This is a genomic window from Streptomyces caeni (genome assembly GCF_042678285.1).
Taxonomy (GTDB): Bacteria; Actinomycetota; Actinomycetes; order Streptomycetales; family Streptomycetaceae; genus Streptomyces; species Streptomyces caeni.
In genome coordinates this window covers 13,489-26,639 of record NZ_JBHUDX010000067.1, presented here as the reverse complement: position 1 = coordinate 26,639, position 13,151 = coordinate 13,489, and the positions used below count along the sequence as shown (strand labels likewise).

10 protein-coding genes, 3 tRNA genes and 2 pseudogenes are annotated in these 13,151 nt (G+C 71.3%); 10 read left to right on the top strand and 5 right to left on the bottom strand.

Annotation, left to right across the window (positions count from 1 at the left end):
• The first annotated feature begins 44 nt into the window (after window positions 1–44).
• Complete coding sequence (locus tag ACFSL4_RS23385) at window positions 45–1,265, top strand: MFS transporter (protein ID WP_381086256.1); 1,221 nt, start codon at window positions 45–47, stop codon at window positions 1,263–1,265.
• Window positions 1,266–1,950: 685 nt separating this feature from the next.
• Here the strand turns inward: ACFSL4_RS23385 and ACFSL4_RS23380 are convergent.
• Window positions 1,951–3,054, bottom strand: coding sequence for a hypothetical protein (locus ACFSL4_RS23380; RefSeq protein WP_381086254.1), 1,104 nt, complete (start codon window positions 3,052–3,054; stop codon window positions 1,951–1,953).
• A gap of 436 nt (window positions 3,055–3,490) precedes the next feature.
• On the opposite strand from ACFSL4_RS23380, the gene ACFSL4_RS23375 reads away from it, so the two are divergent.
• On the top strand, window positions 3,491–4,156 hold the full coding sequence (locus ACFSL4_RS23375; protein ID WP_381086251.1) for a response regulator transcription factor: 666 nt from the start codon (window positions 3,491–3,493) through the stop codon (window positions 4,154–4,156).
• Here ACFSL4_RS23375 and ACFSL4_RS23370 read toward each other — a convergent pair.
• Window positions 4,143–4,550 (bottom strand): hypothetical protein, encoded by a 408-nt coding sequence (locus ACFSL4_RS23370; RefSeq protein WP_381086248.1) that lies wholly within the window; start codon window positions 4,548–4,550, stop codon window positions 4,143–4,145. The two genes, ACFSL4_RS23375 and ACFSL4_RS23370, sit on opposite strands and share 14 nt — an antisense overlap.
• A 94-nt stretch (window positions 4,551–4,644) precedes the next feature.
• On the opposite strand from ACFSL4_RS23370, the pseudogene ACFSL4_RS23365 reads away from it, so the two are divergent.
• From ACFSL4_RS23365 to ACFSL4_RS23350, 4 genes and pseudogenes are all read left to right on the top strand, one after another.
• Window positions 4,645–4,938, top strand: a pseudogene (locus ACFSL4_RS23365) (ATP-binding protein); the annotation flags it as partial.
• 316 nt (window positions 4,939–5,254) lie between these two features.
• A pseudogene (locus tag ACFSL4_RS23360) lies at window positions 5,255–5,374 on the top strand (GNAT family N-acetyltransferase); the annotation flags it as partial.
• 307 nt (window positions 5,375–5,681) lie between these two features.
• Window positions 5,682–5,939, top strand: coding sequence for a type II toxin-antitoxin system VapB family antitoxin (locus ACFSL4_RS23355; RefSeq protein ID WP_381086243.1), 258 nt, complete (start codon window positions 5,682–5,684; stop codon window positions 5,937–5,939).
• Complete coding sequence (locus tag ACFSL4_RS23350) at window positions 5,936–6,349, top strand: PIN domain nuclease (protein WP_381086240.1); 414 nt, start codon at window positions 5,936–5,938, stop codon at window positions 6,347–6,349. Before ACFSL4_RS23355 ends, ACFSL4_RS23350 begins: the two co-directional genes overlap by 4 nt.
• A 363-nt stretch (window positions 6,350–6,712) precedes the next feature.
• On the opposite strand, the gene ACFSL4_RS23345 is transcribed toward ACFSL4_RS23350, so the two are convergent.
• From ACFSL4_RS23345 to ACFSL4_RS23335, 3 genes are all read right to left on the bottom strand, one after another.
• Window positions 6,713–6,786: transfer RNA gene (locus tag ACFSL4_RS23345), tRNA-Ile, on the bottom strand.
• 168 nt (window positions 6,787–6,954) lie between these two features.
• A tRNA-Asn gene (locus tag ACFSL4_RS23340) sits at window positions 6,955–7,027 on the bottom strand.
• A gap of 5 nt (window positions 7,028–7,032) precedes the next feature.
• Window positions 7,033–7,105: transfer RNA gene (locus ACFSL4_RS23335), tRNA-Asn, on the bottom strand.
• 164 nt (window positions 7,106–7,269) lie between these two features.
• Here ACFSL4_RS23335 and ACFSL4_RS23330 point away from each other — a divergent pair.
• From ACFSL4_RS23330 to ACFSL4_RS23315, 4 genes are all read left to right on the top strand, one after another.
• A complete protein-coding gene (locus ACFSL4_RS23330; RefSeq protein ID WP_381086237.1) occupies window positions 7,270–7,575 on the top strand; it encodes a YtxH domain-containing protein in 306 nt (101 codons plus the stop codon).
• 63 nt (window positions 7,576–7,638) lie between these two features.
• The gene (locus tag ACFSL4_RS23325) at window positions 7,639–9,093 is read left to right on the top strand and encodes an FGGY family carbohydrate kinase (RefSeq protein ID WP_381086234.1); all 1,455 of its coding nucleotides are present in this window, start codon (window positions 7,639–7,641) and stop codon (window positions 9,091–9,093) included.
• 363 nt (window positions 9,094–9,456) lie between these two features.
• On the top strand, window positions 9,457–11,190 hold the full coding sequence (locus tag ACFSL4_RS23320; protein ID WP_381086231.1) for an ABC transporter ATP-binding protein: 1,734 nt from the start codon (window positions 9,457–9,459) through the stop codon (window positions 11,188–11,190).
• The gene (locus tag ACFSL4_RS23315) at window positions 11,190–13,118 is read left to right on the top strand and encodes an ABC transporter ATP-binding protein (RefSeq protein ID WP_381086228.1); all 1,929 of its coding nucleotides are present in this window, start codon (window positions 11,190–11,192) and stop codon (window positions 13,116–13,118) included. Before ACFSL4_RS23320 ends, ACFSL4_RS23315 begins: the two co-directional genes overlap by 1 nt.
• The last annotated feature ends 33 nt before the right edge of the window (window positions 13,119–13,151 follow it).

Genomic DNA, 13,151 nt, shown 5'->3' with positions numbered 1-13,151 from the left:
CCAGGAGAAGAGCGGGAGAGAAACGAGCGAGGAGTGCCACCGGAATGAGATCCCTCCTGCCTCCGCCCGGACCCGCGCGGCTCCTCACGGTCATCACCATGGTGATGACGCTGGGCCAGGGACTGTGGATGGCACTCAGCGCGATCTACGCGGTGACCGTGCTGCACCTGACGTCGGGTCAGCTCGGACTCAGCGTGAGCGTCGCCGCCGCGATCGTCCTGCTGTGCAGCATCCCGCTGGGCCATCTGGCCGACCGGGCCGGCCCGCGCACCGTGCAGATATGGTCGTTCCTGGTGCTGACCGTGCTGACGTGCGCTCTGCTGTTCGTCACCCACTTCTGGCCGTACCTGGTCGTCGTCTCCGCCCAGGGCATCGCCTACCGGTCGGGCCGCAGCGCGCGCAAAGCCATGATCGCGGGGCTCGTTCCCTCCGCGAACCGGGTGACCGTGCTCGCTCAGATTCGCGCGGCCTCCAACGCGAGCGTCTCGGTCGGGGCGTGCCTCGCCGGTCTCGTCCTGGCCCTGGGCTCCCGCGAGGCGTACCAGGCGGCGGTGGGTTTCATCGCCGTCACCTTCCTGATCACCGGCCTGCTCACGGTGAAGGAACCGTCCGTCCCGCCGGTCCCGGCCTCGGCGGGCCCCGCGCTCGCGGTGCTGCGCGACGTGCCGTTCCTCACCTTCGCCGCCCTGGACGGGCTGCTGACCACGCACACCGTGCTGCTCGACGTGGTGCTGCCCCTGTGGGTGCTGCGCCACACGGGGGCGCCTCGCTGGATGAGCGCGGCCATCCTGCTGCTCAACACGATCCTGGTGGTGGCCGTCCAGACCCGGGCCGCCCGGGGCGTGGACGACCCGACGTCCGCCGCGCGGGCCAGCCTCCAGGGCGCGGGCTGTGTCGCGGCCGCCTGTCTGGTGTTCGCACTGAGCGACAAGGCGGCACTGGTGCCTGCCTGTCTGCTGCTCGCGGTGGGCGCCGTCGCCCACGCCCTCGGCGAGGTACGGCAGGCGGCTGGCAGTTGGGGCATCGCCTTCGACCTGGCCCCGGACCACGCCCAGGGCCAGTACCAGGCCACGCACGCGATGGGCGCCGACATCGGCAAGATGATCGCCCCCGCGGTCTTCATCTGGCTGGTGCTCGGCCACGGGGCGCTCGGCTGGGTGGCCCTGGCCGTGGCGTTCGCCGCGCTGGGCACGGCGATGCCGCCGGTCGTCGCCCGCGGCCTGCGCACGCGCTCCGCCGTCGGCGAGGCGACGCCCGCCGGGTGACGCCCGCCGGAGACGACCACCGGAGACGACCACCGGGCCTGAGCCACCGAATCAACCGCCGAAAACGACCACCAGGCCTCAGCCACCGAATCAACCGCCGAAACCACCACCAGGTGGGCCGCCGGGTGACGACCGCCCGGGACGAGATTCCCGTGGGCGTACTGCCGCAGGTCCCCGTCACGACCGGCCGCCGGTGCCGCGGTGCGCGTCCTCGCCGGACACGCGCCGGAGGGCGGGCCCACGGCCCGCCCTCCGGTCCCGGCCGAGAGATAGCCGGCTCCCGGGGCGGTGACCTTGACCGCGCTGATCGCGCCGGTGTCCGTCACGGCCTTCGCCGCCGCCCCGGTGCCGCCCTTTCCCGTCGGGTCGGTGATGGCGACGTCGGGCCTTCCGGTGTAGCCGGAGCCGATCGTGTCCACCGTGAGGCCCACGAGTCTCAGGCTGCTGGAGACCTTCGCCTCCGTGGCACCGGGGATCGGGTCGGCCAGGGTCCCGTTGTGGATCGCGACGCCGGGGGCGCCGCTGTAGCCGCTGCCGGGATCGTCGACGGTCACCTTGGTGACGCTGCCGTCGGCCGCGAGGTCGGCCGGCTCGACATGTCCCTTGGCCACGGTGCCGTTCGGGTCGTCGGGACGGTCGAAGTCCACCGTGGGCATGGTGTAGCCGGACCCCCCGTCCGCGATCGTCACGGCGTCCACCCGCCGGAGGCCGTGGCGGTGGCACCGCTGCCGCCGCCCCCGGTGATGCCGACCGCGAAGCCGCCGTAACCGCTGCCGCCCGCACCGACCGTGAGGCCGACCACGGCCCCCGTCGCCTTGACGGTGGCCTCCGCGGTCGCCGCCGTGGTGCCGCCGTCGACGGTGACCGACGTCGCGCCCGCGACATAGCCGTGCCCCGGGGCGGTCACGTCGATGGAGGCGATGCCGCCGGTCTGCGGGTCCACCGTGGCCGTCGCCTCGGCGCCGGTCCCGTCCGGGACCACCTGCGCCCCGAAGGAGTACTGCCGGTCCTGGACCGGGTAGCGCGGGTAGTCCGCCGAACCCACCGCCACCGTGCCGCCCTCCTTCGGAGGCACGGTGGTCTGCGGCGTGGTGGAACTGTCGACGCCGGCCGGGTACACGAAGGTGTCGGTGCGGGAGGCGACACCCGTGTCGACCGGGACGCCCTCACCGTAGAAGCCGATGACGTCCCCGGCCCGCACGGCGACGTCGGGGACGTCGTACGTCGTGACCTCTCCGGCCGCGGCGGCCGGCGCGGGCACCGTCTGCAGCCCGCTGTCGGACACCACGGCGTACGTGTCCGCCGCGCCCGCCGGCCTGAGGACGTAGGCGTGGAAGAGGCCGCCCTCGGATGCCGAGGGACTCCCGCCCGGCGTGGCCTGGTTCCAGGTCTGGAAGCTCTTGAGGGTGCCGTCGGGAAGCGGAGAGCCGGACACGATGACGAGCACCGGTCCGAGTTCGCCCGGCGGCGTCGCGTAATCGGTCGCGAACGCCCGGTCGGCCGACGGGTTCCCCACCCGCATCGCGGTGGACTTGATGGTCACCCGGGCCTTCGACAGCGTCAGCGGGCTGTTGGCCCAGTTCGGCCACGGGCCGAAGTAGTGCGGGACCTTCGTCTCGTCCGTCGGGCCGCTCGGCCCGTCGGCGGCGGCCGCCTGCGCCTGCCGGACCGGCGCGGGCGGCAGACCCGTGACGACCGCCAGCCCCGCCAGCACCGCCCCGGAGCCGATCAACGCGACGGTGCGCCGTATCCGCTTCCGGAACCGTCTTCTCACCTGCTCGGTGAACACGCCTTCCCCCTCCCCTTGCTGACCTGCCGCGGCCTGCGCGCCCGGGTCCGGCCCCTGGCCCACCGGGGCGGGGAGAACGAAGACGCAGGCTCCTGCCACCGGCCGGTGGCACGACCTGTGGGGGGCGCGCGACAACCCTGCGGCCGGCAGCCGGGACCTCGGGCGAAGATGACGCGACTCTCATCCATCTGTCATGGCGGGGCGGGCCGAACGGGACGTCACCGCACAGACCGGATCGCCGCACTACGTGAATTACCGATCACGCACTGTCATCCCGCTCTCCTGGAACGGGCGCCCGACCAGGCCGATCCCGCCACATTCGGAAGACCGCCTGCCGAACACCGGAGCGACACCTATAACAGATCCGGGGACAGCCGCAGATGACAGCCCAGGGAGCGCTGCCACATGTGCGGCGGGGGGAGGGCCGGTAGCCATCATGGCCCGGTTGCTGGTCGTCGAGGACGAGGCATGGCTGCGCGCCTACCTCACACGCACTCTTGAGGCGGACGGTCACGTCGTCGACGGCACGGGGTCCGGCCCCGACGCCGTACACCACCTGCGCGACGGCGAGTTCGACCTCGTCGTGCTCGACCTCATGCTGCCCGGGTTCGACGGCTTCGAGGTGATGCGGCGCGCCTTCGACCGGCGGCCCGACCAGCGCGTGCTCGTCCTGTCCGCCGTGGTCGACGTCGCGACCCGGGTCCGCTGCCTGCGGATCGGGGCCGTCGACTTCCTCGGCAAGCCCTTCGCGACCGCGGAGCTGGTGGAACGCGTGCGCACCCGGCTCCGTACTCCCGCCACCGGCGTCTCCCAGCGATGGCTGCGCGTCGGGGAGGCCACCCTCGACCTCGAACGGCAGGCGCTCAGCATGGGCGGCAAGGACGTGCCCCTGTCGCACCGCGAGTTCATGCTGCTCGGCCATCTCATGCGGCGGGCCGGGGAGGTGTGCAGCAGGCGTGAACTCCTCGCGAGCGTCTGGGGTTACGCCGACGGTCCGGGGAGCAACGTGGTCGGCGCGACGGTCCGCCGGATCCGCGGCAAGGTCCCCCGGCCGGTCATCGAGACGGTGCGCAATGTCGGGTACGCGTTCAGTGCCGGCTGAGCGCCCCCGTCTCGTCTTCGCCGGCTGGGTGCTGTTCGCCGTGTGCAGCCAGCTGCTGCTGTTCGTCGTACCCGACCTGAAGACCGTGGCGTTCCACCTGGTGTGGATCAGCTTGTCCGTCGTCTACGGGTTCCAGGGCTGGTCGGTGCGCCGTATGGCCGTCGTGCTGACCGTGGTCATCCTGGTCACGGGCACGGTGCTGGGCGGCTTCGTGGCGCGGGGCCACGCCGACTGGGACGAGCTCGCCGAGGTGCCGCTGATTGCTCTGGTGTTCCTCGCCATGGCCTGGCACGCACGCCGACGGGCCGCCGCCCTCGCGGAGACGCAGAGCCTCGTCGAGCGCGAACGCCGCGCGCAGGAGGTCAAGGAGTTGTTCGTCCGCAACTGCTCGCACGAGATGCGTACCCCGATCACGGTGGCCCGCTGCTACGCGGAGATGGTCCGCGGCGAGCTGCCGACCCCGGAGAGCAAGGACGACCCGCGGTGGCGCCGTGGTCGAGGTGGAGGACACGGGCATCGGCTTCACCCGGTCACGGGCCGACGACGGCAGCGGCCCACCGCCCTCGTCGGGGCGCCCCGGCACCGGGCTCGGCCTGGCGATCGTGCGCGCCGTCGTCGAGGGTCACGGCGGAGCCCTCACCGTGGTACCCGACCGGCCGCGCGGCTCGTTGCTCCGGATCGTGCTGCTGGCGCACCCGCCGGCGGCCGCACCGGGAGCGGCACCGGTGGGTGCGCCGGGTCAGCGATATCGGCGAGGGACACGCCCCGGGGAGTCCGGCTGAGCCTCCCGCGCCCCGCCAGGGCGTGGCGACCCCGCTCGACGTGTGGTGACAGCGGCGTCCTGGGGTCTGGGCGTGGTGAGCGAATTCAGCGATGCGTTCCTCCTGGGGGCCGAACGGCATGCCGCCTGGGGCGCGGCCCAACTCGACGCCCTGGCCGCGTTCCTGCCCGAGGGTTCGTGGACCGCCGACCTGTCCTCCTGCCTGTACCGGCAAGGAGACCTGGAACTGCGCGTGGCCGTGCTGGGGACCTACGACATGGCTGGCTCCGTACTGAGCACTCGCCGGGCACAGCCGAAAGGCCCGGGACTCAGGTGCGGTCTCCGCCGAACACCCCAAGGTGCAGGCGCTCTACGAGACGTGGGGATACCGGAAGATCGGGAACCGTCAGCCCTTCCCGGACTCCCCGAACTTCGCGGTCATGCTCCGCGACCTGCGCGCGGCCAAGCCTCACCGGAACGGGGGTGCGGCGCGACCGCTCATCCTCTGCGCCCGGCCACCTGATCCGCGCCCACAGCCAGACCGAAGCGGGGACGAGAGCAGCCCGTCGAAGCTCGGTGCGAAGCACGGCGGGCTACCCCCGCAGGCGCGTCATCGAACTGAGCCAGTGAGCCGCCCCCTCCCGAGTATCCGCTCGGCCCTCACCGCATGGGCGGGAACGAGGGGCCCCGCTGCTCGGACCTGGCCGATGTATAAACGATCCAGTACCTTGATATACACAGGTCGGCGGGAAAGTGGAGGGCACCATGAGTCGGACGGTCATCGATCTCGACGACGAGGCGCTGGAAGAAGCGGCCAAGGAACTCGGCACCACCACCAAGCGCGACACCATCAACACGGCTCTGCGAGAGGTCACGGCCCGCTACCGGCGTCTGCGCGCGCTCGACGAAGCCCGCGCCCTGGCTGCCGACGGCGCGCTGGACATGGACCTCCTCCTGAACAAGAGCAGGTACCGGCCCATGAGCGCCGCTGACGACGTCCGCGACTCCGGAGTGGATGAATGACCGTCGCCGACTACCTCATCGACACCTCCGCCCTCGCCCGCGTCCTGCTCCGCCAGAACACGGCCGACTGGGATGACAGGATCGGCGCCGGACTCGTCGCGATCTGCGACATCACCGAACTCGAGGTCCTGTACTCGGCCCGTTCGGCCGCAGACCGCAGGCGTGTGAAGGCGTCGCTCGACGCCCACTACGTCTGGTGTCCGATGCCGGACGGCGTCTACCGCCGTTCCCGCGTCGTCCAGGAACAGCTGACTGCCAAGGGTGAGCACCGCAGCGCGGGACCCGTAGACCTCCTCGTGGCGGCCGCCGCCGAGGAGGCGGGACTCACGCTGCTCCACTGCGACCACGACTTCGAGACCATCGCCCGCACGACGGGACAAGCCGTCCGCATGATCGACCTCAGGCAATAGAACGGCAATAGAACCCACGCGGCCGCATGCACGAAGACGGCTCCTGCCGGCCGACGGTGTGGTCCCGCCACAGCCACCGGTTCCGGACCGCCGCCGCGGAAGGTGAAAGGGCCGGCAGCGGCGACGTCCGTCGTGGCGGCGTTGGGGGCATCGGCGGGGAACGTCCTGCGCAGCAACGCCGGAGGAACGGCGGCGCGCGGTTCCGCACTCCGGTTCCCAGGCAGCCACTTCCGACCGCCTGCGTCCCATCAGCGTCCCGGCTTCGGCGTCCCCCCGCCACGAGCGGCGGATTCGGCCCGTTGCCCCAAAGCCCTGAATCCGCGCCCCCGATGAGACGTCTCCGCAGCTCACAGACCTGCACAGTGGGGCGGGTGGGACTCGAACCCACGGCCGACGGATTATGAGTCCGCTGCTCTAACCGGCTGAGCTACCGCCCCGTTACGGCGCGTCGCGCACATTTGTACGCGCCGTCTGCCGCAGCATAGCCGCTCATACGATCTCCTGCTTCGCGTGGTCGGCTTCGCGCGACCTTGAGGACTTCATCCTGGGCGCGGGCGGTTCCTGCGGACATGAAAAAGGACCCCGGTGGGGTCCTCTTCAGCGTGCTCCCCCGACTGGACTCGAACCAGTAACCTGCCGGTTAACAGCCGGCTGCTCTGCCAATTGAGCTACGGAGGACCGAGCTCCCCCGACTGGACTCGAACCAGTAACCTGCCGGTTAACAGCCGGCTGCTCTGCCAATTGAGCTACGGAGGAACGCCTCGTTGCATCGAACGTACCTACCCGGGCATCCGCCAGGGGGCGCGCGCTCGCTGCGACACATACATTAGCGCAAGCAGGGGGGTGCTCCGCCAATCGGTTCGCCCCGCGACCGACGCCCACGCAAGGGACGATGCAGACGCAAGGGAAGGGTGGCCGCCATGCGCTATCGGCTCACGTTCGTCGCCGGGCTGCTTCTGGGCTATGTGCTGGGCACACGGGCCGGACGCGAGCGGTATGAGCAGATGAAGAAGTCGGCCCGCCAGATCGCCGAGAACCCCGCGGTGCGCAACACCGCCGAGTCGGCCGCCCAGCAGGGACGCGAGTACGCGGGCAGGGCCTTCCACGCGGTGAGCACCAAGGTCGGCGACCGCATGCCCGACTCGGTCGCCGTCCGTGTGCGCTCGCTGCGGGAGCGGAACACGAACGGCAGCGGCGAGGACGACTGGGGCACCAGCAACACCTGACCCCGCCCCGGTGGCCCACCCGCGGCGGCACGGCCACCGCCCTCCGTACGGCAGAATTCCGCCATGGGGATAGTCGCCGGGTTGGACAGTTCGCCCGATTTCACTCGTATCGTCGTCTGTGACACGGACACGGGGGCCGTGCTCAGGCAGGGGTATGCACCCCATCCGGTGGAGGGCCCCGAGGGGGGCGGCCGCCCCTGCGACGTCGATCCGCAGGCATGGCTGCTGTCCCTGGGGGAGGCGGCCGGCGGCGGTCTCCTGGAGGGCGTGCAGGCCATCGGGGTCTCCGCGCAGCAGAACGCGCTGATCCCGCTCGACACCCAGGGCGCCACCGTGCGGCCCGCGCTGGTGGGCGGCGACAAGCGGGCGCAGGTCGCGGCGGCCGACCTCATCGACGCGTTCGGCGGCCGGCAGGCGTGGGCCGAGGCCGTCGGCTGCGTACCGCAGGCCGCGCTGCCCGTGACCAAGCTGCGCTGGCTCGCCAGGGCCGAGCCCGACAGCGCGCTGCGCACCGCCGCGCTCATGCAGGCCCACGACTGGATCGTGTGGCAGCTGCTCGGGCGTCCCGTGCGACGCACCACCGATCGCGGCGGCGCCTCGGCGACCGGGTACTGGTCGGCGGCGGCCGGCATGTACCGCGGGGACCTCGTCGAGCTGGCGCTGGGGCACCAGGTCGTGGTGCCCGAGGTGCTGGGCCCGTCCGAGGCGGCGGGCACGACGCCGGAGGGGCTGCTGATCTCCGCGGGCACCGGCGAGACCATGGCCGCCGCCCTGGGCCTGGGTATCGGACTGGGCGACGCGGTCGTCTCCCTCGGGGCCTCCGGGTCCGTGATGGCCGTGCACCCCGAGGCGCTCGTCGACTCCACCGGAATGATCACCTCGCTCGCGGACGCGACGGGGCTGCACCTGCCGGTGGTGACGACCCTCAACGCGGTGCGCACCCTGCGCGGCGCCGCCGAGCTGCTCGGCGTGCCCGACCTGGAGTCCCTCTCCGATCTCGCGATGAAGTCGACGCCCGGCTCGCACGGGCTCGTCATGCTGCCGTACCTGGAGGGCGAGCGGACCCCGAACCTGCCGCACACCGCGGGCACCCTGGCCGGTCTGCGGCGCGAGTCGATGAAGCCCGAGCACCTGGCGCGGGCGGCGTTCGAGGGCATGTTGTGCGGGCTCGCGGACGCCCTGGACGTGCTGCGCGGACGCGGGGTCGAGGTACGGCGGATCTTCCTGCTCGGCGCCGCCGCGGAGCTGCCGGCCGTGCAGTCGGCGGCGCCCGCGCTGTTCGGCGCGCAGGTGATGGTCCCGCAGCCCGGCGACTACGCGGCGATCGGCGCGGCCCGGCAGGCGGCCTGGTCGCTCGGGGTCTCCCGGGGCACCCTCGACCCGCGCACCCCTCCCACCTGGCAGGGCGCGGCCGCGCAGGTCCTGGAGCCGGGAGAGGAGCTGGCGGTGGGCCAGGCCGTGCGCCAGCAGTACGTGTCGGTGCGCGAGCAGACGCATCCGGCGGCGTTCAGGTCCTAGGGGGTTTCGAAAGTCCCGCACAGCACCCACGGCGCCCGGCACGCTCCCCCAAGCTCTTCGAGCAGGGGGCACCCCCACTCGCCGCACCGGCCGAAACCCCAAGTACGTCCAGTACGAGGGCTTTCGTCCGGCACGCCGAGAGCACGCACCGGACACCGCAGGCACCGCACAGGACCTTCGAAACACCCCCTGGGGCGCCCCGGTGTCCGCCGTCCGGGTGGGCCTACGTCGCGAGGCTGAATCCGCGTCGGCAGTTGGTCCGTCAACGGCTTAATCACTTGAGGTAACGCGGGTGGAGTGTCCGACGATAGGGGCTGGTGCACCACCGACCGCCCTGCCGTCGACGACTCCGAGAGATCCCGCGTGCTCATACGACTTCTGAGGGCCCATCTGGGCCCGTACACGAAACCCGTCGCGCTGCTGGTGCTGCTGCAGTTCCTGCAGACCTGCGCCACGCTCTATCTGCCCACCCTGAACGCGCACATCATCGACAACGGTGTCGTGAAGGGGGACACGGGCTACATCCTGACCTTCGGCGGCCTCATGATCGGGGTCTCGCTGGGCCAGGTCGTGTGCAACATGGGCGCCGTCTACTTCGGCGCCCGTACGGCCTCGGCCGTCGGCCGCGACCTGCGGGCGGCGGTCTTCGACCGGGTGCAGTCCTTCTCCTCGCGTGAGATGGGTCACTTCGGGGCGCCGTCGCTGATCACCCGCACCACGAACGACGTGCAGCAGATCCAGATGCTCACCCTGATGGCGTTCACCCTGATGGTGTCGGCGCCGATCATGTGCGTGGGCGGCATCGTCATGGCGCTCGGCCTGGACGTGCCGCTGTCCGGCGTCCTGGTCGCCGTCGTGCCCGTGCTCGGCGTCAGCGTGACGCTGATCGTGCGCCGGCTGCGCCCGCTGTTCCGCAGCATGCAGGTCCGGCTCGACACGGTCAACCGGGTGCTGCGCGAGCAGATCTCCGGCAACCGTGTCATCCGCGCCTTCGTGCGGGACGACTACGAGAAGGGCCGGTTCCGGGACGCGAACACCGAGCTGACGGAGGTGTCCCTCGACACCGGCCGCACCCTGGCGCTGATGTTCCCCCTGGTGATGACCGTGGTGAACCTGTCGTCGATCGCCGTGGTCTGGTTCGGCGCGCACCGCATCGACAGCGGCGGCATGCAGATCGGCGACCTGACCGCGTTCCTCGCGTACCTCATGCAGATCGTGATGTCCGTGATGATGGCCACCTTCATGTTCATGATGGTGCCGCGCGCGGAGGTGTGCGCCGAGCGCATCCAGGAGGTGCTCGACACCGAGTCGAGCGTCGTGCCGCCCACCGCGCCCGTCGTCGAACTGCGGCGCCACGGCCACCTGGAGGTCCGGGGTGCCGGGTTCCGCTACCCGGGTGCCGAGGAGCCGGTGCTCAAGGCCATCGACCTGGTGGCGCGGCCGGGCGAGACCACGGCCGTCATCGGGTCCACCGGCAGCGGCAAGTCGACCCTGCTCGGGCTGATCCCGCGCCTCTTCGACGTCACGGAGGGCGAGGTGCTCGTGGACGGCGTGCCCGTCCACGAGATCGAGCCGAAGCTGCTGGCGAGGACGGTCGGGCTGGTCCCGCAGAAGCCGTACCTGTTCGCGGGCACGGTCGCCACCAACCTGCGCTACGGCAATCCGGACGCCACGGACGAGGAGCTGTGGCACGCGCTGGAGGTGGCGCAGGCCAGGGAGTTCGTCGAGGCGCTGGAGAACGGGCTCCACTCCCCCATCGCCCAGGGCGGCACCAATGTCTCCGGCGGCCAGCGACAGCGGCTCGCCATCGCGCGCACGCTGGTGCAGCGCCCGGAGATCTACCTCTTCGACGACTCGTTCTCCGCGCTCGACTACGCCACGGACGCGGCGCTGCGCGCGGCGCTCGCGCGGGAGACCGCCGAGGCGACCGTGGTGATCGTCGCGCAGCGCGTGGCGACCATCCGGGACGCCGACCGGATCGTGGTCCTGGACGAGGGCCGTGTCGTCGGCACCGGGCGCCACCGCGACCTCATGGCGGACAACGAGACCTACCGGGAGATCGTCCTCTCCCAGCTCACGGAAGCGGAGGCTGCCTGATGGCCGGGCCCATGGGACGCATGATGGCCGGCGGCGGCCCCGACCAGCGGTCGATGGACTTCAAGGGGTCCGGGAAACGGCTCCTGGCGCAGTTCAGGCCCGAACGCGCCACCATGACGGGGATGCTGGCCTGCGGTGTGCTGAGCGTCGGCCTGTCCGTGGCCGGGCCCAAGATCCTCGGCAGGGCGACCGACCTGGTCTTCGCCGGGATCGTCGGCCGCCGGATGCCGTCGGGGGTGAGCAAGGAGCAGGTCCTTCAGTCCATGCGCGAGCGTGGCGAGGGGGGCGTCGCCGACATGCTCTCCGGTACGGACTTCACCCCGGGCAAGGGCATCGACTTCGGTGCCGTCGGCAACGTCCTGCTGTTCGCGCTGGCCACGTTCCTGGTGGCGGGCCTGCTGATGGCGGTGGCCACCCGGCTGTCCAACCGGGCCATCAACAAGACCGTCTACCGCATGCGGGAGGACGTGCAGGCCAAGCTGTCGCGGCTCCCGCTGTCGTACTTCGACAAGCGGCAGCGCGGCGAGGTGCTCAGCCGCGCGACCAACGACATCGACAACATCGGCCAGACGCTGCAGCAGTCGATGGGCCAGCTCATCAACTCGCTGCTGACGATCGTGGGCGTGCTGGCCATGATGTTCTGGGTGTCGTGGCTGCTGGCGCTGGTCGCGCTGGTGACCGTGCCGCTGTCCTTCGTCGTGGCGACCCGTGTCGGCAAGCGCTCGCAGCCGCAGTTCGTGCAGCAGTGGCGCACCACCGGCAAGCTCAACGCGCACATCGAGGAGATGTACACCGGGCACACGCTGGTGAAGGTGTTCGGGCGGCAGGGGGAGTCCGCGAAGCAGTTCGCCGAGCAGAACGAGGCGCTGTACGAGGCCGGGTTCCGGGCGCAGTTCAACAGCGGGGTCATGCAGCCGCTGATGATGTTCGTGTCGAACCTGAACTATGTGCTCGTCGCGGTCGTCGGCGGTCTGCGGGTGGCGTCCGGCACGCTGTCCATCGGTGACGTGCAGGCGTTCATCCAGTACTCGCGCCAGTTCTCGATGCCGCTGACGCAGGTCGCGTCGATGGCCAACCTGGTGCAGTCGGCCGTCGCCTCGGCGGAGCGCGTCTTCGACCTGATCGACGCGGAGGAGCAGGAGGCGGACCCCGAGCCGGGGCTGCGGCCGGACGAACTGCGCGGCCGGGTCGCGCTGGAGAACGTGTCGTTCCGCTACGACCCGGACAAGCCGCTCATCGAGAACCTGTCGCTGAAGGTGGAGCCGGGCCACACGGTCGCGATCGTCGGCCCGACGGGAGCGGGCAAGACCACGCTCGTGAACCTGCTGATGCGGTTCTACGAGGTCACCGGCGGGCGGATCACGCTCGACGGGGTCGACATCGCGAAGATGTCCCGCAACGAGCTGCGGGCCGCGATAGGGATGGTGCTCCAGGACACCTGGCTGTTCGGGGGCACGATCGCGGAGAACATCGCGTACGGGGCCGCGCGACAGGTCTCGCGCGGGGAGATCGAGGAGGCCGCGCGCGCGGCACACGCGGACCGGTTCATCCGTACGCTGCCGGACGGCTACGACACCGTGATCGACGACGAGGGCACCGGGGTGAGCGCGGGTGAGAAGCAGCTCATCACGATCGCCCGGGCGTTCCTGTCCGACCCGGTGATCCTGGTGCTTGACGAGGCGACGAGTTCGGTCGACACCCGTACCGAGGTGCTGATCCAGAAGGCGATGGCCAAGCTCGCGCACGGGCGGACGTCGTTCGTCATCGCCCACCGGCTGTCGACGATCCGGGACGCGGACACGATCCTGGTGATGGAGGACGGCGCCATCGTCGAACAGGGCGCGCACACGGAACTGCTGGTGGCCGACGGGGCGTACGCCCGGCTCTACAAGGCGCAGTTCGCGCAGGCCGTGGCCGAGGTCGACTGATCCGGTGGGGGCCGCTCCCGCGGGCGGTGGGCG